This is a genomic window from Enterococcus malodoratus, from assembly GCF_027659535.1.
Taxonomy (GTDB): domain Bacteria; phylum Bacillota; class Bacilli; order Lactobacillales; family Enterococcaceae; genus Enterococcus_A; species Enterococcus_A malodoratus.
This window is the reverse complement of sequence record NZ_JAQDPG010000004.1, coordinates 96,737-116,614: the sequence shown is the minus strand read 5'-3', so window position 1 is coordinate 116,614 and position 19,878 is coordinate 96,737. Positions and strand designations below refer to the sequence as shown.

27 protein-coding genes, 1 tRNA gene and 1 pseudogene are annotated in these 19,878 nt (G+C 38.8%); 17 read left to right on the top strand and 12 right to left on the bottom strand.

Annotation, left to right across the window (positions count from 1 at the left end):
- Window positions 1–2: 2 nt before the first annotated feature.
- A complete protein-coding gene (locus PGP85_RS08215; RefSeq protein ID WP_010741611.1) occupies window positions 3–215 on the bottom strand; it encodes a helix-turn-helix domain-containing protein in 213 nt (70 codons plus the stop codon).
- 28 nt (window positions 216–243) lie between these two features.
- Window positions 244–762, bottom strand: a complete 519-nt coding sequence (locus tag PGP85_RS08210) for a DUF2975 domain-containing protein (protein ID WP_010741612.1) — start codon at window positions 760–762, stop codon at window positions 244–246.
- A 422-nt stretch (window positions 763–1,184) separates the two neighbouring features.
- Here PGP85_RS08210 and PGP85_RS08205 point away from each other — a divergent pair, with 422 nt between their 5' ends.
- From PGP85_RS08205 to PGP85_RS08180, 6 genes are all read left to right on the top strand, one after another.
- The gene (locus PGP85_RS08205; RefSeq protein ID WP_270327004.1) at window positions 1,185–3,251 is read left to right on the top strand and encodes an LTA synthase family protein; all 2,067 of its coding nucleotides are present in this window, start codon (window positions 1,185–1,187) and stop codon (window positions 3,249–3,251) included.
- Window positions 3,252–3,672: 421 nt separating this feature from the next.
- Window positions 3,673–4,026 (top strand): DUF1622 domain-containing protein, encoded by a 354-nt coding sequence (locus tag PGP85_RS08200; RefSeq protein WP_010741614.1) that lies wholly within the window; start codon window positions 3,673–3,675, stop codon window positions 4,024–4,026.
- 152 nt (window positions 4,027–4,178) lie between these two features.
- Window positions 4,179–4,275, top strand: a tRNA-Sec gene (locus PGP85_RS08195).
- Window positions 4,276–4,445: 170 nt separating this feature from the next.
- Window positions 4,446–4,730 carry a DUF1905 domain-containing protein gene (locus PGP85_RS08190; RefSeq protein WP_010741615.1) on the top strand — a complete coding sequence of 95 codons (285 nt, stop codon included), beginning with the start codon at window positions 4,446–4,448 and terminating at the stop codon, window positions 4,728–4,730.
- 153 nt (window positions 4,731–4,883) lie between these two features.
- Window positions 4,884–5,378: a hypothetical protein gene (locus tag PGP85_RS08185; protein WP_010741616.1), complete on the top strand. Its 495-nt coding sequence runs from the start codon at window positions 4,884–4,886 to the stop codon at window positions 5,376–5,378.
- A gap of 335 nt (window positions 5,379–5,713) precedes the next feature.
- On the top strand, window positions 5,714–6,823 hold the full coding sequence (locus PGP85_RS08180; RefSeq protein ID WP_270327001.1) for a peptidylprolyl isomerase: 1,110 nt from the start codon (window positions 5,714–5,716) through the stop codon (window positions 6,821–6,823).
- A 57-nt stretch (window positions 6,824–6,880) separates the two neighbouring features.
- On the opposite strand, the gene PGP85_RS08175 is transcribed toward PGP85_RS08180, so the two are convergent.
- Window positions 6,881–7,348: an ImmA/IrrE family metallo-endopeptidase gene (locus PGP85_RS08175; RefSeq protein ID WP_010741618.1), complete on the bottom strand. Its 468-nt coding sequence runs from the start codon at window positions 7,346–7,348 to the stop codon at window positions 6,881–6,883.
- A gap of 4 nt (window positions 7,349–7,352) precedes the next feature.
- Complete coding sequence (locus tag PGP85_RS08170; protein WP_270326998.1) at window positions 7,353–7,679, bottom strand: helix-turn-helix domain-containing protein; 327 nt, start codon at window positions 7,677–7,679, stop codon at window positions 7,353–7,355.
- A gap of 218 nt (window positions 7,680–7,897) precedes the next feature.
- On the opposite strand from PGP85_RS08170, the gene PGP85_RS08165 reads away from it, so the two are divergent.
- The 4 genes from PGP85_RS08165 (at window position 7,898) to PGP85_RS08150 (ending at window position 10,491) form a co-directional block, all read left to right on the top strand.
- Entirely contained in the window at window positions 7,898–8,287 is a 390-nt protein-coding gene (locus tag PGP85_RS08165) for a RinA family phage transcriptional regulator (protein WP_010741620.1), read from the top strand.
- Between the two features lie 331 nt (window positions 8,288–8,618).
- Entirely contained in the window at window positions 8,619–8,834 is a 216-nt protein-coding gene (locus tag PGP85_RS08160; RefSeq protein WP_010741621.1) for a BhlA/UviB family holin-like peptide, read from the top strand.
- A gap of 265 nt (window positions 8,835–9,099) precedes the next feature.
- Window positions 9,100–9,777 carry a peptidoglycan amidohydrolase family protein gene (locus PGP85_RS08155; protein WP_270326996.1) on the top strand — a complete coding sequence of 226 codons (678 nt, stop codon included), beginning with the start codon at window positions 9,100–9,102 and terminating at the stop codon, window positions 9,775–9,777.
- A 21-nt stretch (window positions 9,778–9,798) separates the two neighbouring features.
- The gene (locus tag PGP85_RS08150) at window positions 9,799–10,491 is read left to right on the top strand and encodes a phage tail tip lysozyme (RefSeq protein WP_010741623.1); all 693 of its coding nucleotides are present in this window, start codon (window positions 9,799–9,801) and stop codon (window positions 10,489–10,491) included.
- Window positions 10,492–10,545: 54 nt separating this feature from the next.
- Here the strand turns inward: PGP85_RS08150 and PGP85_RS08145 are convergent.
- Window positions 10,546–11,271 (bottom strand): annotated as a pseudogene (locus tag PGP85_RS08145) (class I SAM-dependent methyltransferase); the annotation flags it as partial.
- A gap of 86 nt (window positions 11,272–11,357) precedes the next feature.
- Window positions 11,358–11,573 carry a hypothetical protein gene (locus PGP85_RS08140; RefSeq protein WP_010741625.1) on the bottom strand — a complete coding sequence of 72 codons (216 nt, stop codon included), beginning with the start codon at window positions 11,571–11,573 and terminating at the stop codon, window positions 11,358–11,360.
- Window positions 11,574–12,108: 535 nt separating this feature from the next.
- Here PGP85_RS08140 and PGP85_RS08135 point away from each other — a divergent pair.
- A complete protein-coding gene (locus PGP85_RS08135; RefSeq protein ID WP_010741626.1) occupies window positions 12,109–12,540 on the top strand; it encodes a universal stress protein in 432 nt (143 codons plus the stop codon).
- A gap of 57 nt (window positions 12,541–12,597) precedes the next feature.
- Window positions 12,598–13,026, top strand: coding sequence for a universal stress protein (locus PGP85_RS08130; RefSeq protein ID WP_010741627.1), 429 nt, complete (start codon window positions 12,598–12,600; stop codon window positions 13,024–13,026).
- Window positions 13,027–13,047: 21 nt separating this feature from the next.
- Here PGP85_RS08130 and PGP85_RS08125 read toward each other — a convergent pair whose 3' ends face one another.
- Both PGP85_RS08125 and PGP85_RS08120 read right to left on the bottom strand, forming a co-directional pair.
- Window positions 13,048–13,608: a GNAT family N-acetyltransferase gene (locus PGP85_RS08125; protein ID WP_270326993.1), complete on the bottom strand. Its 561-nt coding sequence runs from the start codon at window positions 13,606–13,608 to the stop codon at window positions 13,048–13,050.
- A 165-nt stretch (window positions 13,609–13,773) separates the two neighbouring features.
- The gene (locus tag PGP85_RS08120; protein WP_010741629.1) at window positions 13,774–13,923 is read right to left on the bottom strand and encodes a hypothetical protein; all 150 of its coding nucleotides are present in this window, start codon (window positions 13,921–13,923) and stop codon (window positions 13,774–13,776) included.
- A 274-nt stretch (window positions 13,924–14,197) separates the two neighbouring features.
- On the opposite strand from PGP85_RS08120, the gene PGP85_RS08115 reads away from it, so the two are divergent.
- The 3 genes from PGP85_RS08115 to PGP85_RS08105 all read left to right on the top strand — a co-directional run bounded on the left by PGP85_RS08115 (window position 14,198) and on the right by PGP85_RS08105 (window position 16,438).
- A complete protein-coding gene (locus PGP85_RS08115) occupies window positions 14,198–14,920 on the top strand; it encodes a C39 family peptidase (RefSeq protein ID WP_010741630.1) in 723 nt (240 codons plus the stop codon).
- 149 nt (window positions 14,921–15,069) lie between these two features.
- Complete coding sequence (locus PGP85_RS08110) at window positions 15,070–15,498, top strand: universal stress protein (protein ID WP_010741631.1); 429 nt, start codon at window positions 15,070–15,072, stop codon at window positions 15,496–15,498.
- A gap of 184 nt (window positions 15,499–15,682) precedes the next feature.
- A complete protein-coding gene (locus PGP85_RS08105) occupies window positions 15,683–16,438 on the top strand; it encodes a MerR family transcriptional regulator (RefSeq protein ID WP_010741632.1) in 756 nt (251 codons plus the stop codon).
- A 22-nt stretch (window positions 16,439–16,460) separates the two neighbouring features.
- Here PGP85_RS08105 and PGP85_RS08100 read toward each other — a convergent pair whose 3' ends face one another.
- Window positions 16,461–17,141: a hypothetical protein gene (locus tag PGP85_RS08100; RefSeq protein ID WP_010741633.1), complete on the bottom strand. Its 681-nt coding sequence runs from the start codon at window positions 17,139–17,141 to the stop codon at window positions 16,461–16,463.
- A 125-nt stretch (window positions 17,142–17,266) separates the two neighbouring features.
- Here PGP85_RS08100 and PGP85_RS08095 point away from each other — a divergent pair, with 125 nt between their 5' ends.
- Window positions 17,267–17,539 carry a hypothetical protein gene (locus tag PGP85_RS08095; RefSeq protein ID WP_010741634.1) on the top strand — a complete coding sequence of 91 codons (273 nt, stop codon included), beginning with the start codon at window positions 17,267–17,269 and terminating at the stop codon, window positions 17,537–17,539.
- Window positions 17,540–17,977: 438 nt separating this feature from the next.
- Window positions 17,978–18,403 carry a universal stress protein gene (locus PGP85_RS08090; protein ID WP_010741635.1) on the top strand — a complete coding sequence of 142 codons (426 nt, stop codon included), beginning with the start codon at window positions 17,978–17,980 and terminating at the stop codon, window positions 18,401–18,403.
- A 30-nt stretch (window positions 18,404–18,433) separates the two neighbouring features.
- Here PGP85_RS08090 and PGP85_RS08085 read toward each other — a convergent pair whose 3' ends face one another.
- From PGP85_RS08085 to PGP85_RS08075, 3 genes are all read right to left on the bottom strand, one after another.
- Window positions 18,434–18,694: a hypothetical protein gene (locus PGP85_RS08085; protein ID WP_010741636.1), complete on the bottom strand. Its 261-nt coding sequence runs from the start codon at window positions 18,692–18,694 to the stop codon at window positions 18,434–18,436.
- Complete coding sequence (locus PGP85_RS08080; protein WP_010741637.1) at window positions 18,681–18,935, bottom strand: DUF5960 family protein; 255 nt, start codon at window positions 18,933–18,935, stop codon at window positions 18,681–18,683. Before PGP85_RS08080 ends, PGP85_RS08085 begins: the two co-directional genes overlap by 14 nt.
- Before the next feature lie 533 nt (window positions 18,936–19,468).
- Window positions 19,469–19,840 (bottom strand): hypothetical protein, encoded by a 372-nt coding sequence (locus tag PGP85_RS08075; protein ID WP_010741638.1) that lies wholly within the window; start codon window positions 19,838–19,840, stop codon window positions 19,469–19,471.
- Window positions 19,841–19,878: the final 38 nt, after the last annotated feature.

The window sequence follows — 19,878 nt, the reverse complement described above, 5'->3', positions numbered from 1 at the left end:
GTTTAAAACGATTCCTCTTCAAGATAAGCGAGAATATCTCCCGGCTGGCATTCCAACACTTTGCATATTTCATTTAGTGTGGAAAAACGTACGGCTTTGGCCTTTCCGGTTTTTAGTACAGAAATATTGGCATTGGTCATGCCAACTTTTTTGGCCAGTTCACCGGAGGACATCTTTCTTTTGGCTAACATTACATCTAAATTTACTTGAATCATTTTGCTGGGCTCCTTTCGTTCGTCGGGCTTAAATCGTTAATTCGTTTTCTTCGGCAATGGCATTGGCCTTTTCTAAAATCTTAGCTAATGCCCAGACGATTGACGCACCAACGATATAGGTTAAGTCAAGAGCGGCGCCATCGACAGCAAGTCCTTGCATTGAAGCATAAACATCTGGTAAACAAGAAACGACCGATAGAAGCAACAGCACAACCGTAATTTTTTTAGCCGTTAAAACATTTGTATTTACAAAGATCTGATCCATTTCCAGGTTTTTGAAAAAGCTGCGTACAAAGTAGAACAGCAGACCGTATAAAAGAATATTCGCCATCAATGTCAAAATAAAAACAGGTGAGGCAACAATTTCATACGTGTATGCGCCAAAAGGCAGCTCGCTGACGTTAATGACCGACAGTTCTTGTGCAACAGCAGGAATATTGAAGACGATTACGATAATGACCAAACCTGCAGCGGCGATTCCCATGATACCGACAAAAAAACTAAACAACCATTTCAACCCTTTAAAAACACTTTTTTCTGAATTCATAATAATTTACTCTCCTTTTTTGTTTGAATTACTTGTTGAGTTAACTATAAAGCACGATTTAAACAAAGTCAATAAAAATTTATCGAAAAACGATAAAAATATATCGAATAGAATGCTATGTTGTCTGTTAATCGATATTTAACTATTTAGGGAGTTATATGAAGAAAATAAAAAACGAATTGAGGAGATGTTGTTATTTTATGGATAATTATTAAGAATATGAATTTTTTGTGTCTTAGGAAATTTTCATTTAGCAGGAAAAAACGGACAAACTTGCGGTTCATTCCTTAAATTTTGAAAGAAATCTCACATTCTATTTAAAAAAGATAAAATTACGTAAGCAACTGCAAATAAAAAGGCATATTTTTTAAATCTGCTCTATAGTAAGAACGGACAATTTAATAGAGAAAGAAGTGTTCCGGATGAACCGGGTAAAAAAAGCGTTTACCAATCGTTGGCTCATTTTATTGACGGCCAGCGTACTGTTTTGGGCAAAGACCATCTTAGCCTATTATGTTGATTTTTCACTAGGTGTAGAAGGGTCCATTCAGTATTTGATCTTATGGATTAATCCGATCGCTACGACTTTACTGCTTTTTGGTGTTTTCCTCTACGTCAAAAAATTTAAGCCGGCCTTGATCGTGTTGTTTTTAATGGATCTGCTGAATACCTTGATTCTATATCTGAACGTGATTTTTTATCGGGAATTTACCGATTTTGTGACGATCAAATCGATTTTAGGTTTTTCTAAAGTGTCACAAGGAATTTCAGGCAGCTCTTTTGCCTTGATGAAAGTTCATGACATTTTTTATTGGGCGGACTTGCTCGTATTTTTAGGAATTTTGATCTACATCATTGCTAAACGTAAAGAAATCACCAGCAAGCCAGTCAAAAAGACCTTTGCGGTTGCGGTCAGCTGTTTGGCAGCTATGACTTTTTCTGTCAACTTATCATTGAGCGAGGCTAACCGACCTCAACTATTGCAACGGACGTTTGACCGTTCTTATATTGTAAAATATTTAGGGCTGGATGCCTTTACCGTTTATGATGGGATAAAAACTGAGCAGACAAATAGTGTCCGGGCCCATGCTTCAAGTAACGGGCTAACAGATATAATGAAGTACACCAAAGATCATTACGCCGCTGCTGATCCAAGTAAATATGGTATCGCCAAAGGCAAAAACATCATCGTCATTCATTTGGAAAGCTTCCAACAATTCTTGATCAATATGAAGGTCGATGGACAAGAAGTTACACCGTTTTTAAATAGTCTGGAAAATGACAATAAACAAACCTTAGCCTTCGATAATTTCTTCCATGAAGTCGGTCAAGGAAAGACGAGCGATGCGGAAAATATGCTGGAAACCAGTACCTTTGGTTTGCCTCAAGGGTCATTGTTTACTCAATTAGGGTCTGATAATACATTCCAGGCAGCACCAGCTATTTTAAACCAAGAAGCCGGCTACAGCAGTGCTGTTTTCCATGGGAATGTCGGCAGCTTCTGGAATCGTGACCATGTCTACAAAAATTTAGGTTATCAGGATTTCTTCGATCGGTCTTATTTCAACCAATCAGATGAAAACTTGGGCTACGGGATCTTAGACAAGGATATGCTGAAGGAAACAGTTGGTCATTTAGAGCATTTGCAACAACCGTTCTATTCAAAATTCTTAACGGTAACGAACCACACGCCTTATTTGACGGATGAAAAGAATTTTAATTTCCCATCGTTAAAAACGGGCAACAGTACTGTTGATGATTATGTGCGGACAGCACATTACTTGGATGAATCATTGCGCCAATTCTTTGATTATTTAAAAGCTTCCGGCGTTTACCAAAACTCGATCTTCATGATCTATGGCGACCATTTCGGAATTTCCGATAGCAACAACAAGGATTTGGCCAAAGCGATAGGAAAAGATCCAACGACTTGGAGTAAATTTAACGATGCGCAAATGCAGCGTGTTCCATTGATGTTCCATATTCCTGGCTATACAAATGGCGGAATCCAACATCAATACGGCGGTGAGATCGATGTCTTGCCAACTTTGCTGCACTTGATGGGCATTGATAATAAAAAATATATTCAATTTGGTACAGATCTGTTTTCACCACAGCATGATCAAACCGTCGCGTTCCGCAATGGCGACTTTGTTTCACCAAATTATACGGAATTAGGCGGCGAGACCTATGACAATAAAACAGGTGAGAAAATTGATCCGAAAGCTTTAGGCGTTGCGCCAGAGATTGATAAGGATCAAAAACAAGTCAAGCAAGCATTGAGTTTGTCTGATAAGCTGAACCAAGAAAATCTTTTGCGTTTCTACACGCCAGAAGGTTTCACACCGGTCGATCCGAAAAATTATGATTATCATAATCTTGATAAGAAAAATACGGCGATTGAAAAAGAAAAGGGCAATCAGTCAACGAGTATTTACTCGAAAAACGGTAATAAGACAACGGCTGGACTTTACCCGCCAATCCAATAGTTTTATGTAAGAAGTATCCACTCAAAGGATGCTTCTTTTTTTAGGTTAAAATCGGTTCGAGGAACCTGTTGAGCAGGTTGGATCCCTACATATTCCCGCCCCACAAGTTTTTATCAGGTCAATGATCCAATAGCTGGCTGATTATTTGGTAAAATAGATGAGAGAGAAGCAATATTGTTAAATCGTAGAAGGCGTCTTTTAAAAAGCTAGGTGTATTTTCTTTTAAGGTTTTTAACATAATAATCATCCTTTCAAACTAGTCATGGCTTCACCATAAATAGTGAAGCTTATGACCGACTTAAAAGATCCTAAGAAAATGTAAACGTAGATTTGGCAGAAGGAGAGTCAAAATCTATTTGATTCAAAAATGCTTTCGGCTTAATATGGATAGAGAGAATGAAAAGGAAAAGGTAGGATAGCTGTGACTAATTTCGAGAATATTATTCAACATGTTTTTCATCCAATCGTTCTATTATTGGATGTTGTATCGATTTCCATTATTGTACTTGGAGCGATTTTTGCGTTTATAAAATTAATTCATCGAGAAGACAAGAAGGATTTTTCGTCCGTTTTGCATAAAAACAGATATATCAAAGCGTATCTTGGCAGCTACATTTTATTGAGTTTAGAGTTTTTGATCGTGGCGGATATTATTGAATCTATTATCAATCCTACCTTTCAGGACATTATCCGGTTAGCGCTGATCGTGCTTATTCGAACCATGATTTCTTATTTTTTAAATAAAGAAATCAGCGAGTTTTCTGAAGATCAATAAATTATCAGATGAAAACCAAGCCCGTGTTTACCCTAATAGTTTAGTCATTTTAAAAAAGGAAGGAAGTATTCAAAAGATGGATGTTTCTTTCTTTTTTCTTTGCGATTTGTTATTGATTCCCACTTAAAGGAATGGTATGATTGTTTTGTTTCGGGAGTGGATGGGTTCTGGTGTTCCCTCTGGTCTTCAAAACCAGTATGAGGAGTTAGGAGCTTCTTGGGTAGGTTCGATTCCTACACATTCCCGCCAATATGACGTTAATAGCCAACGAGCTTTGATTTGGATTTTTCTAAGTCGGCGAGTTGGCTTTTTGTTTCAATTAAATCTATTGTCTTCATAAAAGAGTGTTTTATTATCTGTAAACGGCGGGTTGTTTTCTTATATAGAATGAAATTACGAAATAGGAGGGATTCTAGACAATGCAGGAATATAAATTTGAATCGGAAATTTACGCTTCGGATATTGGAAAAGGCGGTGCGTATATTATTTTTCCTTATGATCTTCGAACAGAGTTTAATAAAGGTCGCGTAAAAGTGCAGGCAACCTTTGACGGCATTGACTATCAAGGGAGTATTGTTAATATGGGTGTAAAAAATCAGGATGGCAGTATTTGCTACATTTTAGGAATTCGGAAAGATATCCGCAAAAAGATCAATAAAGATATTGGTGATCGGGTATCTATGGTGGTACGGCCGATTGAATGATTGACGTTAAAGAAAAATTCGTTTCCACAGTAAAACAAATGGGGTGCGGAATAACTCGTTGATTTTTTGAAGATTTTTTTTACTTTAATGACTAATCGATCATACAACGGAATCCTTTCCTCCTGTATAATAGGAGGAAAGGAGGCGTTTACAATGAAAAAAAGTTCCGTACTGATCTTTTTGTTGTTTGGTTGCCTGGCTTTATTCGGTTTCTCGACCAAAGTTTCCGCAGATGTCACTGTCTATCGTCTGTATAACCCTAATTCTGGTGAGCATTTTTACACTACGCAACTGCATGAGAAGGTTAATTGTGTAAGATCCGGCTGGCATGATGAAGGTGTCGGATGGAAAGCGCCTGAAACAGGGATGCGTGTATTTCGTGTGTATAATCCGAATGCCGGCGATCACCATTACACTGTGAATACCCACGAAGTCGCACATTTGAAGAGTTTAGGCTGGTGGGATGAAGGAGAGGCTTTTTATTCTTGCTTTGTAGATTGGCCAAAAGTTAATTTGTATCGTCTATATAACCCGAATGCGAAAGCTGGTGCTCATCATTACACACCGCATGCGTATGAACGTGATCAACTTGTTCGAGTGGGCTGGCGTTCAGAGGGAATTGGATTTTATGCAGCAAGCTTGAAATAGTTTAGCGGATCAACGGTGAAAGAAGAAGTTCTCCTTAACGTTGATTGTTAAAATGATGCGATTAGGCGCAGTAGATTTGTTTTTTTAAAGTTATATATGGCTTATGAATGCCCAAATCCAAACGGATCAGGGCATTTTTTGTGCTGGCTATTTTCGAATGAAAAAAAATACTCTGAAATAATTGTCAATAAGCAATCGTTTTAGTCTATTTTGATGAATTGAATCGAATTTATTGTTTAAATGAGAATTGTGTGAGAATGATAAAAAATAACTTAAAAAGAGATGTTTTAAAGGTAAAATGTAATCGGTTACAAATATAATCAAGGAGGACTGTTATGAAGCTGAGAAAAGGGTTTGTTCGTTTAGGTGTGGTGCTTGTTTTAGGGAGCAGCATGCTGGGGTTGGCAAGTGTGGCAGAGGCGAAGAGCAAAGTTCATGATTATTCAAAAGAAGAGACGGTAGACGAATTGATTGGCCGTCATTGGGATGAGACTGAAATTAAAGAGCAATTTGAGAAATTTTCGAAAAAGCTGACAGACAAAAAAAGCATCAAAAGTGAGATCGTCAGCGATATCTCGAAAAAGGATCAGAAGAAAATCACTGATTATTTTGACAAGTTTGCTGGGAAGAAAGTAGAGTATGTGTACACCAAATTTGATCAATTTTACAAAGTAAAAGCGGATGATGATTACAATGATTTGCGGGCAATTCTGGAGTATAAGTTTAAGGTTACTGACAAGAAAAAGGTAACAGAATACAGTGTTCTATTGAATATGGCACGTCTGGGCGACAAAGACGGTGTGAAGTGGCAGATCTACGATATCCTTTGGAAAGACACGGGAATTGATGTTTCGGATATCGATTTGAAGCAGCTGGAAAAACCGAGTAAAGGTGAAGAGGTCTGTGTCATGGACACGGATGCGGGAACTATTAAGATGCGTCTATTCCCAGATGAAGCACCCAAAGCGGTGAAGAATTGGATTCAGCTTTCTAAGGAAGGCTTCTATGATGGAACACCGTTTGCCCGTGTTATCAAAGATTTTGTAATTCAAGGCGGTGCACTCGATGGATCTGGCGATGAATCAAAATCAATCTATGACGGCTTCTATGAGGATGAAGTAAATAAAGGTCTGTACAATTTTGACGGAGCGCTATGCCTTGGAAATAATGGTCCCCATACGAATGGCAACCAGTTCTATATCGTGCAAAATACGAAGATCGATGAAGAACAATTACCGATTCTGGCTTTACCAGGGAATGTAGAAGAAAAATATAAAGAAATCGGTGGATTACCGGAATTAGACGGCCGATATACGGTGCTAGGACAGGTTTATGAAGGCATGGATGTCATGAAGAAAATAACAGATCAAGAAACAGACGACGATGACGCACCTGTTTCAGATCCAGTGAAGATTAAAAAGATCACTTTTGAGAAGGTAGAATAAATTTAGAAAAAATAAAACGACTTTGGCGTAGTAAGCCAAAGTCGTTTTTGCATTCAATTATTCAAAAAAATCGTAAACCCCAATCGTTCCGTCAGCCCGAAAAATGATTCGGTAATTTTTATAGGAAAGACCGTCTTCATACATTTTTGCATAGACCTTAACCGCATGCTCAAAGGAATGCTTTGTGATTCCTAAATAATCGGCGCATTCCCAGACATTTGTGAAGCGTTCTTTGTAGCAGTGGATAATGTCTTGAGGAGTGACGATCAAAGTCGATCCTAAATCACGGGCTTTTTGTTCTTGTTTTCGTTTTTCCTTTGTATCTTGACTGATGATATCACCTGAACTCGTTAAGTAATGTGCGATTTCCTCAGCAACGGTATCGGTCAACTCTTCAGAGGTTTGACGAGGATTCAAATAGACATGGTTATCAATATACAATCCTTTTTGGCCATCTGGCATAGAAGGATCGAAAACATAGTTGATTCCTTGAAAATCAGCCATTAATTTTTCTGCTTTATCCATTCACTCAATCCTTCTTTGCGTGTTTCTGCTTAATAAAGTCAATATAATTCAGAATATCTTCCATTTGTTCTTCAGTCACTTCATCATCAATATGCGCGGCCACGGTCATCTGTTTGGTCGAAAAAGCATTCTTTTGCGTGCGACCATGTAAATAATCTAAAGAGACATGAAAGAAATCGGCAATTTTATTTTGCGTTTCTATATCAGGTGTTCGTTTGCCTTGTTCATAGGAGGCATACGTGATTTTGGCAATCCCTAAATTTTTTGCCATGTCCAACTGGGTAAGGTGAGGTGTTTTTTTTCTAAGCTTTTTTAATTGTTGTGCAAACATAGGAACACTCCCTTCAGTTTCATAGTAACACGAATAGTATACTAATTTCCATAAAAAACAGACAATATGTCGACAAAACAATTTACAGAGTACGCGAAATGTATTACCATTAATTCATAAAAAAGATTTCGAATACCTATAATAGGGAATTTAGTATTAAAAATAATTTCACTATTTCTTGCTAATTCAAGCAGCTGTTATTTTAAGGAGGAGAGCTTATGGAAAAATGGAAGAAAGACTATTTAAAAGGAATTCTGAAAGATTACCCTAAGATGGAGGATTACTATTTAGAAAGAAAAGAAAAATTGCTCTTTCATACGAAAGAAACCCAGCAGCATGCGTATGCGAATACGAAAAATAAAAAACTATTGATTTCTATTTCTTTAGATCGTCAGCTGATTAATTTGGAACGAAACCGCAAGATCATTTCACTGTGCTTAGACAACGCGACTGCGGAAACCAGAGAGATCATTGAACTGCTTTACATGAACAACAAACAGAAGGTCAATCTAGACTTGGTGGCTGATCAAATCTATTTAAGCAAACGCCAAGTGATTCGCCTGCGCGATGCCTTTTTTGAAGAATTAGCGGAACATCTAGGAATTTGATGTCTTTTTTTTGGCAACAAAACAAACATACGTTCGTATATAGTGTAGATAGATCAAACAGAAAGGAATGAAACGGATGAGTAAACGAGTGCTTGTTTTGAGTTTGGGCGGGAAAACATAAAAATTATGTTTGTGGTGGAGTGAAAGTAGTGTCTTTGATAGTTCAGAAGGATTTTTGGCAGGTGGTTTTTCTATTTTTGAATGTTTAATGGAGTGTTTTTCAGCGTTGATAGAGAATTACGAAATCATTTATTGGTTCAAATTGTTCTTCTGAATGTGTTAGAAGGTCAGTAATAAAATAAACGAATAAATTCAGGAAAGCTGGTGAAGCATGGATAACTTTATCTCAACCTTTCTCAATAATCCTGAAAGCATCGGATTTCCAGTGCTTTTTGTATTTCTCTTAGTGTGGGTGATGAAACAAAATAATGCGCGAGAAGAACGCTATTTAAACACGATCGATGATTTGACAGAATCACTCAAGCAGGTAGAGAGAATTGAGACAACGGTCAATCGTATAAATGAACGAGTAGGAGAACATGAATGAGGATTTGAGGAATATTTTGGCGACAAGGCAAGTTGTACGTTGATTCTGATTAACGAAGACGTAAAAACTAACACGATTATTGAATAAAGAAATGTACTATTTATATCGCTTCCTTGAGGCCGGTTTTAGGAGCAGCTATTTCAAACAAATAGGGGAGTCAGTGCTCTGTGGGTTTGTTGTTGGCGACAGGATATGCTACCAACGAATACGGTTTAAAAAGCGGTACGAAATAAAGATAAATATATGAAGAAGGAGGGATTTATTAATGGGCGACATTAATAAAATGATTCAATGGATGAAGGATCATGAAGGCAAGGTTATTTATGAACAAGTCAGACCATGGGGAACAGGCAATCCACCGCGTTATGATTGTTCAGCAGCGGTTATTTCTGCGTTAAGGGCCGGTGGTTTTTTGGATAATAGCGGTGGAAATTATGGCAATACTGAGACGCTCTATGGACTGGAAGGTAGTCTTTTGCAGCCGATTTCGCAAGAGCAAGTGGGCAGAGGAGATATTTTTGTATCAGGACCTAAGGGATCTTCAATAGGAAACAACGGACATACAGGGATTTTTCTTGATAATCAAACGATTATTCATGCTACCAAGTATTTACCTTATGGTGTTAATGGAATTGTTACGACTGCGGCGGCCGGTTGGTTAGGCGGTCCTCCCGTTTATTATTATCGATTAAAAGGTGGGAATGCTTCTGGAGGCGGAGCTGCTAAAGGGGATGTTCAGCCGCAATGTTTCATTGAAATGAATAATGGAATCTCCTGGTTTGATGGAAAGCGAAGACACAATCTTCCTAATAAGGATTGTCAGGAAATTTTGAATCGAATTTATAGAGAAAACAATGGCAAGGATATGCCAGCAATCAAGTTGAAGGGTACTGATGAGGCATGGTTAGTACGATTAGATCAAGCCATTAATGCTAAAGCATAGAAAAGAAAGGAGAGGAATATATTGGGACAAAGAGAAGTAGCGAAACAAGTTTGGGATTTTTTAGTATCTCGAGGATGGACCAAACAATCTGTGGCTGGAATATTAGGAAATATTCAAAGTGAAAGTAGTCTAAATCCTGATATCTGGTCTGGTGATGGCGGTTATGGATTAGTTCAATGGACGCCGGGGTCAAAATTAATAAATTGGTGTAATGGGTTAGGTATGAATTATAAAACGGTAGATGCTCAGTGCCAGCGTATTCAATATGAGATGGAAAATGGCATTCAATGGTTTAGTAATCCACAAAGACCAGATCTAAGTTATATATCATTTCGAGATTTCACAAAGCTGACGGATGTAAGAAGAGCGGCTGAATATTTCATTGCGTTTTATGAACATCCGGCAAACCCCAATCAACCAGCTCGAGCAACACAGGCGCAATATTGGTATGACCAATTTAAAAATGAAGCAAATACAACAAGTCAAGGAGGAATTGAAATGCAAGCACTTATTACGATTGGACAAGGTAGTAAAAAAGGAATCAGTTGGTTTGACGGACAAAAGCGTCATAATTTGCCTGACGCAGACTGCGCTACGATTTTGAATCGTATTTATCATGAAAACACTGGGAAGTATATGCCGAATATTGATTTATCAGGTAGTTCAGAAGCTTGGTTAGTTCGTTTGGATCAAGCGATTAATGCAGGTTCTTAATAAGAAAAGCCACTTCAATTTGAAGTGGCTTTTCTTATTGAAATTAGACGATTGCTTCTTCTCCGCCGCAACGATCAGCATCATTGGTCGGCGCATCTCATCTTTCATTCCCGGGATATCCAGCATGTTTTCCGGTGGCATCGGTTCGACGATGCGCGTGATCTGAAAACCGTTGGTTAGCAGGGAATCTAAATAAGTAGTTAGGGTCCGATGATATTTTGTGACGTTGCTGCCGAGAAAGTGGGCGGTTCGCTGTCCTTCGTAAAAATAGTTATCAACGGGAAAGTGAGCGATTTTTCCTTCTTCATTATAAAACCAATCTTGGGAGCCCTCCGCGGTAAAGATCGGATGTTCGACTGAGAAGATTAGTTGACCGCCTGCTGTTAACCAGTGGGCGATTTTTTTCGCTGATTTTTCAAAGTCGGCAATATAATGGATTGCTAAGGAACTGATGACGATATCAAAGCTGTTTGGTTCAAAAGTTACGTCATCGATACTGGCTTGAAGATAACTGATTGTGTCAAAGGTATTTTTTTGGCGCGCGACTTCCAGCATCTTTTCGGACAGATCTACGCCTACAACTGAAGCTGCACCGTGTTCTGCTGCATATAAACAGTGCCAACCGTAGCCGCATCCTAGATCCAATACCCGTTTTTCTTTGAAATCCGGCAACAATTTTTCCAGTGTTTGCCATTCTCCGGCGCCATCTAGTCCTTTTTGACTGCGGTCCATTTGACTGTAGCTTTCAAAAAATTTCTCGTTATCATAAATATTTTTCATTGTGATTCCTCCATGTAATTTTTTTTTGCCTAAACTACATGGAGTGCATCTCTTTTGTGTGCGATCATTTTTATTCCCCACTTTCGTTAAATTTCATTCATCCAATACGTACGGTCGATCGGTTCGACAAAGATCTCAAATTCGATGGACTCGTTTTCAATAATATGTGTAATCCCATGTACCAATAAAAATTTGTTTGGCTCTCTCAATTGTAAAGTGTCGCCTACTTGAGGGATCAAAGAAAGATTCATTGTACATTCTTCCTTGCGGGTAAGGATATTTTTTAAGCTGGCTTTATACATTTTTGTTCCTCCAATTGCACTTGTGTGTAAACATATTCAGTTTAACACAGAAACGAAAGAAAAAAAGACCGTCCAAAAAAGGCAACGGTCCGCAAGTGAAAAAACAAATTCTATAAAGGATGGGTAATACCCGTTTTTACTATAATAGGAAAAGGCTTTCTTTGCAAATTTTATGCTCAAAAAAAGCCGTCGCAGGGCAACGACGGCTGGAGTCCTGGGAAGGAACTCGGATAAACAAATGAACTACTGTTACCATAACGGATAGCTAAAAGAGATACAAGAAAAATGCTCAGAGAAAAGTAAATGATTCGTGAAATCTGAATGTTGAATTTTATCATAAGATCGCTTTTGCTAGAGGAATAATAGTGAGAGAACGAAACAATTTAATGGAAATTTTCCAACGGAATGACTTCATTTACACACGGTTGGACGAAGTCGCGATTTTTTCGAGGTATGTTCGTTATTAAAAGAAAAGTTGATTTCGTTTCACAGAAAGCTTATTTTCCTTTATAATTTAATTAAGGAGGCGGTTACAATGATTCGTAAATACCAAAATATTTTAGTAGCAATCGACGGGTCTGAACATTCAGAGCATGCTTTTGATGAAGCCGTTGAAGCAGCCAAACGTTATGATGCCAAACTGAATGTTATTTCAATCATTAATGACAGTGAACTATCCACGAGTGCCTTTTCTTTCAGTAAAATTTATGCAGCAGAAAAAGAACAAATTGAAAAAGAGATGTTGAAAAAAGTTCATGACGCATCTCGCAAAGAATTAGACAATGTTGAACCCTTTGTGGAGCTGGGCAGTCCAAAAGAGAAAATTGTGGAATTTGCAAAAGACAATGAAATAGACATGATCTTTCTTGGTGCTACAGGAAAAGGCGAGATTCGCCTATCCAGAATCGGCTCGACCGCAGCCTATGTTGTGAATCACGCGCCTTGCAGTGTGACGGTTATCCGTTAATTGGAGTGACGCTGTTACTGTGTACGTTATTAAAACTTGGAATGAGGAGTAGATACTATGATCAGCAGATATAAAAATATTATGGTGGCCGTTGATGGGTCCGATCAATCGGAAGGGGCTTTTTTCGAAGCGATTGGCGCAGCAAGACGAAATGATGCTAAGCTGTATGTTGTTCAAGTGATTGATGATTCGAGTATTCTATTAAATAGTGCGCAACCAATGGACACGATTTTGGCCGAAGAATCTCAGCGGGCAAAGCAATATTTAGAAAAGTTAAGTGAACGCGGCCGTTATCCTAATATGGAGGTCATTCAATATATCGGGAACCCCAAAAAAGCATTGACGGAAGAATTGCCGCAGCAATATGACATCGATTTGATTTATGTAGGTGCGACTGGGAAGGGCCGTTTCCAGCGGTTGCTAGTTGGTTCCACGAGTGGTTATATAGTCAATCATGCACCATGCAATGTCATGGTAGTGAGATAAAAAAGGTTTTGACGAGTGAACTTATTCGTCAAAACCTTTTTCGTATTGTTCTTTCAATAAGGTGTAATGATTCATGTCCCGCAATTTGCCATAAAGAAGCGCATCTTGCTGTTCGATACTGGTTAAGCTGAAGCCGCATTTTTGCGCCACCCGGTTACTCGGAAGGTTTTCGACATCCACAAAGATCGATAATTTATTCAAGCCGAATTCGTTGAATGCGAGATTGCAAATTGCTTGAACACTTTTTGAGATAATTCCACGACTTGTATAAGAAGAATGCAGCCAATAACCGATTTCCCCTTTGCCAACTTTTTTATCGATTGTATGAATGTCGATACATCCGCAAAGCGTTTGATCGAGAAGGATGAAAAAGAGATAATCGGTTCCTTCAGCGTAACCGTGAAGCTTGGTCTTAATAAAATTTTTTTCATCATCCGAAGTTCTTGTTTCCGCGAAGACATCAATAAAAGCTTCAAGATGCGGCCGATCTGACTCCAGCAGAGAAAAAAGTTTTTCTGCCGCTTCAAGGTGAGGGAAGGCTAGAGACAAGTGGTCATCAATTTTATAAGTAAACGTATTCATTAGCAGCACCTCCAAAAAATTATTTTATCGATCATAACAGCGGATCTGCTTAAAGTCAAAAAAAGGCACCTACCGTGGATTCACAGCAGGTGCTCTTAACGCAACTTCGCGTCTTTCATTGAGGAGTCACTCCTATTTTCGTTTTAAGGTCAGCATTTCTGATCCTTATTTCGTTTTTTGCAATTCTTGTACCGCTTTTTCAATCGTTACGCCAGTTGCTACATGATTTTTGTCCTTTTTGTCGAAAACGATAAAAAGATTTAAATCAGTGTTCAATGTGACACGGTATTGCATGTTTGTGTTATCGAATGTCATAATCATTCTCCTTTCTTAGTGTGACGAAAGGCAACTATTACGTTGATAACGAAATTCCATGTATTAATATAACATAAATCATGAGTGTTTACTAACAAAAAGTTTGTAAACGCTGTAAAAAATACTGAACTTTAGCGAATAATTAATGTTTTCCCGCTAAGCCGAAAAAAACGTTAAAATAGCTTAAATATCTAGTGGATTTCAGGATTTTCTTTGATGCATTTTCTAATAGATTGTATAATTCCCCATGTGCTAATAAATGTTAGGTGATGGAATGAAGAAAAAAAGAATTGTTTTACTGCTAGTGCTCGTTGTGGCGATCGGCGGGATCATTTATTTTACTCAAGGTAAGAAGGAGCTGACGGAATTAATCGGTCAGCCGCCACAAGAAAATAAAGTGATCTTAGATGTTCCTTTAGAGGATCAGTTTGAGGATGATGCATTAGAGAATGGCTGCGAAGTGACGGCTCTGTCAATGCTGTTGCGTTATTATGGCTATGATACGAATAAAAATGAACTGGCTGACGAATTAGATTATCAGCCGCTGTATACGGAATCCGGCAACCACGGAGACCCTCAATTAGGTTTTGTTGGGGATATTACTGGCGGTGATGAAGCGATGGGTGTTGGTGTTGAACCAATCGCGAAGCTGGCGGAAGAATATGTCGGGGAGGATTACCGCGTTGTTGCGAGTAAAAAAACATCCTTCGAAAAAATTATGGATGTCGTGGCTAGCGGGAAACCCGTCTGGATTGTTGCGACGGTAGATTTTCAAGTACCGAAAGATGAGGATTATTTGCTTTGGGAGACGGATCAAGGCAGCACGTATGTTACACCATTGATTCATTCCGCGGTTATTACAGGGTTTGATCGTGCGAATAATATCGCTTATGTCAATGATCCCTATGGTTATCAAAACCGCGAAGTCGATTGGTCTGATTTAAAGGAAATCTATCAGGAGTCGGATCAACAGTCATTATATTTGGAAAAGAATTAGATCGTTTTAACCACAGAGATTTATTTTGCTGTGGTTTTTTATTGTCTTAAGATAAAATCCAAAATCGTTATATTCGTTTATTTAAAAGGGTTTTTACTGAAAAATAGCTCCTACTTGTTATACTGGAATAAAAAAGGGGGCAGGACTCAATGAATGAACGTTATTACAATATTCTAGCCGCAGTTGATGGGTCGCCGCAAGCACATCAAGCGTTGATGGAGGCAGTTGAAGCCGCACGCAGAAATAATGCTCGGCTGTACATTGCGCAAGTCGTTAACAGTAGTGGATTTTTGATCAATAGTGCGACACCTGTGTCCCAGATTATTGAGGAGGAAAAGGAGGCTGCGATCAAATTATTAGAGGAAGAATTTGCTGGGATCGACTACTACAACAAGCAGATGGTAACGTGTGTAGGAAGTCCTAAAAAAGTGCTTTGCTTTGATTTACCGGAAACATATAAAATCGATCTGATTTATATGGGAGCCACGGGAAAAGGTGCCGTTGAACGTATGCTAGTGGGTTCTACCACAGCTTATGTAGTCAATAATGCGCCGTGCAACGTGATGGTTGTCAAGTAAAGAGGGGAAGCAGACGCCAGCAGCGAATTGCTGGCTTTTCCTTGACCTTAACGTTGCGTTAAGGTGTAAGATAATTTTGTCAGGATGCCAGTTTTACTTCTTTAATGAATTAGTAGAAGGATAAAAACAAAAGAATTCTCGGATTTTTAAGAGAATCCTATAGTACGAAATAGAGGGGATCAAAATGGAGTACACAATTAAACAAATTGCTGAAATTTCAGGTGTTACGACGCGAACGCTGCGATTTTACGATGAGCAATCGCTGTTGAAGCCGGCCTTTTTAAGTGATGTGGGATATCGGATGTATACTGAAAAGGAAGTGGACCGCCTGCAGCAAATTTTATTATATCGTTCAATGGGGCTGCCCTTAAAAACGATCAAGGAGTTAATAGATCGTCCGGAGGATAAAATTCAAGAGACGCTGGTACAGCAAAGACTCCAACTAGAACAGAAACGTCAAGAGTTGGATCGCCTGCTGCAAGTCCTCGATGATACATTACTTTATTACAAAGGAGAGATTGAGATGACAAATAAAGAGAAGTTTGCGGCATTCAAAAAGGAAAAATTAGCTGAAAATGAAGCCAAATATGGAAAAGAAATTCGAGAGCAGTACGGGGAAGAGGCAGTTGAATCCTCCAATCAAAAATGGCAAGAGATGACCGAATTCGATTATCAAAAAATGGAAGAAATTGAAAAAGAGTTGCTTAATCGATTAACACGATATCTGCAAGAAGGAGAACTTCCTAGTTCGTTAGCAGAAGAGATATTTTCTCTACATAAATTATGGTTGCAGTTTAGTTGGGAAAAGTATTCTGGTGAAGCCCATAAAGGGTTGAGTGAGATGTATCTGAACGATGAACGCTTCACTCAGTACTACGATGAAAAAAGCGGAGTAGGCGCAGCCGAAGCGTTGTATCAAATTATTCAACATTATGCTTAGTAACCGAGGATTGAGCCCTGACTCAATCCTCTTTTGCCGCTAGTAATTTCAATGAGCGCTGGGCTTCGGACACAAATTGTTTTTCTTGTAATAAAAAGTCCACGCTCTGAGGAAACGCAGAAAAACAAATCAAAAGCTTCCATTGAATCAATGGCTTATCACGGTAAAGCTTCTGAATTTCAAGAAGCTGATGAAAATTCTCTGTCGTGGATACTTCTGGATGATAGAAGGCCATATAACCGATTGCATCAATTAGCTCACTTAATTGTGAGAGCGGCAGCCGCTGCGCACTTTCAAGTAGTATTGAAAAAATCTTCGGATTCATCCGTCCCAAGGAACGGGCAATCAAATCCCGCGGCAGCGGAAAGCTTTTTTTCTTGGACGGGCTAGTCGGTGAATGGTGCTGATTGTTACCGATGGATGCGAGGAAGGGAATCATTTTCTGAGCCGTCGCTTGATCCCCGTGCTCCAACTTTTCCATAATGGCTAACCGGGTATAAAGGGCTGATTCATTAGCCAGTGAGTTCAACAGGATGTTCGTTAACTCACAATCGAGCGGCAATAGTTGGACAGCAATGGTCCGTTCACGTGCGTCTTCAGCAGTGAGCATGAAGTTCAATTCACTTAGGAATTTATCTTTATAGGCCAATAAATCGCTGGTTTCAACCCATCCGCGTTGTTTTCGTTGCTGATACTTATCCATGAGTTTCGCTCCTTTTTACAAAGTATAACAGAAATGAGGTAAAATAAAATTTGTGTTTTAGTTCACAAAATCGTTGATTTCTATTAAATGCTGTGCTATGATCAAAAAAAGAAGAGGTGATGGGAATGAAAAAAGTAGTTGCGAATCCAATGGAATTAAGAGATGCTATTCGGTGCGAGAAACAAAATATTTCAATCACAGGCGGTTTTGCTGAAATGCTGCAACCATTAGCCACACAGCAAGAAGCGAATGCTGATTTGCCGATCGAAACGCTGGATCTGCCAAATTTCGTAAAATTAGCGCTAGATCCGACAACGATGAAAACTTTATCTACTGCGTACCAAGTGGCCATGAAGAATGGAACCAAAGGATTTGAATTAGAATACGTGAAGATCTAATTTTTTTATATCTGTTTGTGAAAAGTATATCAAACTGAAATGATCATTTCCTTGTAGCAAAATGCTGCAGGGATATTTTTTTAGGCCATAGATGGTTGTATATACAGGAAAATAATCATTTTAATAATTTTAATTCACCATAATTATGAAAAACGAACACTTTGATAGAAGGTAAATGTTTAGTAACATTCAGAATAAATTTGAAAATGTTAAAAAAACAATTCGTAAAATCGCCAAAAAGAAGAAGAAATCTGTTAAAATATGAATATGAGGAAGACCTCTCTCAATCTTTCTTAGCTAGTTTTATTTGACTAGCATCCCCTTTAAGCACCTTGGTGATCAAGGTGCTTTTTTATTTTTGAAAAAAGAAAGCGTTTTTTATATCTGCTGTACAAAGGTATTGATAGTTAGTTACAATGGAAAAAAGGAGGTCTTATTATGAAAGAGTCATACAAAAAGATACTTGTTGCAGTAGATTCATCCGAGCAGGCACGCCGAGCATTTCAAGAAGCAGTCGAAGTCACCCGCAGAAACGATGCACATTTGTATATTTTGATCGTATCCGACACCAATCATTTGGGGGCCGAACCTTACGCCGTGGATCACATCGTCAAGCAAGCCTATAAAGCTGCTAGCGCGGTTGTTGGTTCCTTGGAGGAATTACTTCCAGACGATATTTCCTTTACATCCATTATTGACGATGGCAATCCGAAAGCCCAAATTGTTGCTTATGCCGAAGAGGAAAAGATTGATTTGATTTTGATGGGTGCCACTGGAACGGGGACCTTTTCACGATTACTATTAGGATCGACGACAGCTTATGTTGTCAATAATGCGCCTTGTAACGTGATGGTTGTTCGATAAAAAAATTAGCCAGCACACGTGTGCTGGCTTTTAGCTTGCCGTCTGATAGGTTTGAAAATCGTTCATGAGTTTGGTTTTGCCCAATACCGCGTACTTGGCTACGATCAATTGTCCGCGGGTATTTCGTTTGCCTAAAACAACGATCTTCATGCCATTTTCTACATCCGCTAGAAAGTTCAGCGAGTGAGCGGCAATCAAGCAATTGGTATCGGCAAGTTGGAAATAGACTAAGGGCTGCTGTGAAAATTGAACAATTTTTAGTTTTGTAACGGTTCCTTTAAGTGATTCCATCGGACTTCCTCCTCGTGTGGATGCCTTTGAAAACGAGTTCATTGTTTTTGCGTTCAAACTGAAAATAAATATCCTTTTTGCGACCGGTCTTTTTGGCAGGGATAACAAAATAATCACGATCTTCAGCATCCATTTTTGCGGTAATTTGGTTCAAAAATAAAGCTAGCGGCAGTGAATCCTTCACTAGGGAATCATAGGTTCGATAGAAAATTTCAACAGAATCTGGACTAATCATAGACATGGTCATCACCTCAAAATCATTATACGAACATTTGTTCGAAAAGTAAAGCGGCAAGCTAAAAAACTTTTCGAATTAAAGTACGCAAAAAACAAAAAAAGAAACCTCCAAGTAATTGGACAGTTCCTTTACAGCAATATCTTTAAAATGAAATAGACAATAATCCAGAATAGGATGCAAAAAGCAAAAATAAGTCGATAGATGATGTGTCTTGGCTGGCGGTAAAGCCATTCGTAAATTTTTTTCATAGTAAAAATCCTTTTTATTCAGTGATTCTGACAGGAAAATCTGTCACCAACTGGAATGCTACCGCAATGGAGGAGAGAAGTAAAGCAGGGAAGATCAAAAAAACACGGCTGCGAATTTCACAGCCGTGTTTTACTATCCAAGTGTGGACGGCTGGAATCGAACCAGCACCTCTATCTTAAATGCGGACTACATCACTGAACGAGTAAAACACCAAGTTCATCCACGACTATAAGTATAGCGAAGCGGCTGGGAATTTGAAAGAATACGTATGTTTTATTAAAAAATTATTATACTTTGACCTTTTTCTCGTACTCTTCGCCGAATTCTCTGGCGATCATCCAGCCATAGCTTTCAGTAATAGCCGCAGCGGTAGAGCCGTTGACGATGTTGCCGGCAACTGGAAGCTTTCCAGCTAAGAAGCGTGCAGTCATTTGACCTGCTTTTTGTGCTAAAAATTGTGTCGCTAAGGCTTTTGCGGCGCCTTCTTCAAGTTTGATATGAAAAACTTTGCCCAAAGCGATCACCATGGCGGTTTGGATCGGCAGCAAGACGGTCGCATCTGGAAATGGCAGTTGAGCCATCCCGGCACCGACTCCTGCGGCAGCCGACGCAGCACTGTGAATGATGAGATGGGCTTTTCTTCGTTGTATTTTGTTCATCTCGGAATCTCCTTACCCGTTTGTTGAAGAAAGTTTAG

What these genes read in the sequence shown, in the direction of transcription:
- PGP85_RS08215 (WP_010741611.1), bottom strand. Translation starts at nt 215, where the DNA reads ATGATTCAAGTAAATTTAGATGTAATGTTAGCCAAAAGAAAGATGTCC.
- PGP85_RS08110 (WP_010741631.1), top strand. Translation starts at nt 15,070, where the DNA reads ATGAATGAACGTTATTACAATATTCTAGCCGCAGTTGATGGGTCGCCG.
- PGP85_RS08080 (WP_010741637.1), bottom strand. Translation starts at nt 18,935, where the DNA reads ATGTCTATGATTAGTCCAGATTCTGTTGAAATTTTCTATCGAACCTAT.
- PGP85_RS08190 (WP_010741615.1), top strand. Translation starts at nt 4,446, where the DNA reads ATGCAGGAATATAAATTTGAATCGGAAATTTACGCTTCGGATATTGGA.
- PGP85_RS08115 (WP_010741630.1), top strand. Translation starts at nt 14,198, where the DNA reads ATGAAGAAAAAAAGAATTGTTTTACTGCTAGTGCTCGTTGTGGCGATC.
- PGP85_RS08125 (WP_270326993.1), bottom strand. Translation starts at nt 13,608, where the DNA reads ATGAATACGTTTACTTATAAAATTGATGACCACTTGTCTCTAGCCTTC.
- PGP85_RS08100 (WP_010741633.1), bottom strand. Translation starts at nt 17,141, where the DNA reads ATGGATAAGTATCAGCAACGAAAACAACGCGGATGGGTTGAAACCAGC.
- PGP85_RS08120 (WP_010741629.1), bottom strand. Translation starts at nt 13,923, where the DNA reads ATGACATTCGATAACACAAACATGCAATACCGTGTCACATTGAACACT.
- PGP85_RS08090 (WP_010741635.1), top strand. Translation starts at nt 17,978, where the DNA reads ATGAAAGAGTCATACAAAAAGATACTTGTTGCAGTAGATTCATCCGAG.
- PGP85_RS08210 (WP_010741612.1), bottom strand. Translation starts at nt 762, where the DNA reads ATGAATTCAGAAAAAAGTGTTTTTAAAGGGTTGAAATGGTTGTTTAGT.
- PGP85_RS08140 (WP_010741625.1), bottom strand. Translation starts at nt 11,573, where the DNA reads ATGTATAAAGCCAGCTTAAAAAATATCCTTACCCGCAAGGAAGAATGT.
- PGP85_RS08180 (WP_270327001.1), top strand. Translation starts at nt 5,714, where the DNA reads ATGAAGCTGAGAAAAGGGTTTGTTCGTTTAGGTGTGGTGCTTGTTTTA.
- PGP85_RS08160 (WP_010741621.1), top strand. Translation starts at nt 8,619, where the DNA reads ATGGATAACTTTATCTCAACCTTTCTCAATAATCCTGAAAGCATCGGA.
- PGP85_RS08075 (WP_010741638.1), bottom strand. Translation starts at nt 19,840, where the DNA reads ATGAACAAAATACAACGAAGAAAAGCCCATCTCATCATTCACAGTGCT.
- PGP85_RS08135 (WP_010741626.1), top strand. Translation starts at nt 12,109, where the DNA reads ATGATTCGTAAATACCAAAATATTTTAGTAGCAATCGACGGGTCTGAA.
- PGP85_RS08185 (WP_010741616.1), top strand. Translation starts at nt 4,884, where the DNA reads ATGAAAAAAAGTTCCGTACTGATCTTTTTGTTGTTTGGTTGCCTGGCT.
- PGP85_RS08130 (WP_010741627.1), top strand. Translation starts at nt 12,598, where the DNA reads ATGATCAGCAGATATAAAAATATTATGGTGGCCGTTGATGGGTCCGAT.
- PGP85_RS08095 (WP_010741634.1), top strand. Translation starts at nt 17,267, where the DNA reads ATGAAAAAAGTAGTTGCGAATCCAATGGAATTAAGAGATGCTATTCGG.
- PGP85_RS08170 (WP_270326998.1), bottom strand. Translation starts at nt 7,679, where the DNA reads ATGTTTGCACAACAATTAAAAAAGCTTAGAAAAAAAACACCTCACCTT.
- PGP85_RS08155 (WP_270326996.1), top strand. Translation starts at nt 9,100, where the DNA reads ATGGGCGACATTAATAAAATGATTCAATGGATGAAGGATCATGAAGGC.
- PGP85_RS08205 (WP_270327004.1), top strand. Translation starts at nt 1,185, where the DNA reads ATGAACCGGGTAAAAAAAGCGTTTACCAATCGTTGGCTCATTTTATTG.
- PGP85_RS08085 (WP_010741636.1), bottom strand. Translation starts at nt 18,694, where the DNA reads ATGGAATCACTTAAAGGAACCGTTACAAAACTAAAAATTGTTCAATTT.
- PGP85_RS08165 (WP_010741620.1), top strand. Translation starts at nt 7,898, where the DNA reads ATGGAAAAATGGAAGAAAGACTATTTAAAAGGAATTCTGAAAGATTAC.
- PGP85_RS08105 (WP_010741632.1), top strand. Translation starts at nt 15,683, where the DNA reads ATGGAGTACACAATTAAACAAATTGCTGAAATTTCAGGTGTTACGACG.
- PGP85_RS08175 (WP_010741618.1), bottom strand. Translation starts at nt 7,348, where the DNA reads ATGGATAAAGCAGAAAAATTAATGGCTGATTTTCAAGGAATCAACTAT.